We start from the raw sequence: 293 nt of genomic DNA, 5'->3' as shown, positions 1-293 counted from the left end.
TACAGCGAGGGCCGTATTGACGGGGATGTGTTATTCAGCTGGCAGTGCTATGCGCCACGGAAGCAGTTCGCTGACCCGGTTGACCGGCCAGTCTGCTATGACGCCAAGCACATGGCGAAGGTAACTTTCTGGATCCACGTCATTCAGTTTGCACGTCCCTATCAGGCTGTACAGTAGCGCTCCCCGCTCACCACCATGGCCAGAGCCGAAGAACAGGAAGTTTTTACGACCCAGACTTACCGCCCGCAGGGCATTTTCAGCGATGTTGTTGTCGATTTCCACCCAGCCATCGT

The 293-nt window shown here is 56.0% G+C and carries 1 protein-coding gene; it reads right to left on the bottom strand.

Features of this window, described 5'->3' with window-relative positions:
• Positions 1–30 precede the first annotated feature (30 nt).
• The coding region (locus HEN33_RS25780; protein WP_183083566.1) for a transposase domain-containing protein at positions 31–293 on the bottom strand (263 nt) is incomplete at its 5' end.

It is taken from the genome of Escherichia sp. 94.0001, assembly GCF_013369155.2.
GTDB lineage: Bacteria > Pseudomonadota > Gammaproteobacteria > Enterobacterales > Enterobacteriaceae > Escherichia > Escherichia coli_F.
This window is presented reverse-complemented; position numbering and strand designations above follow the sequence as displayed.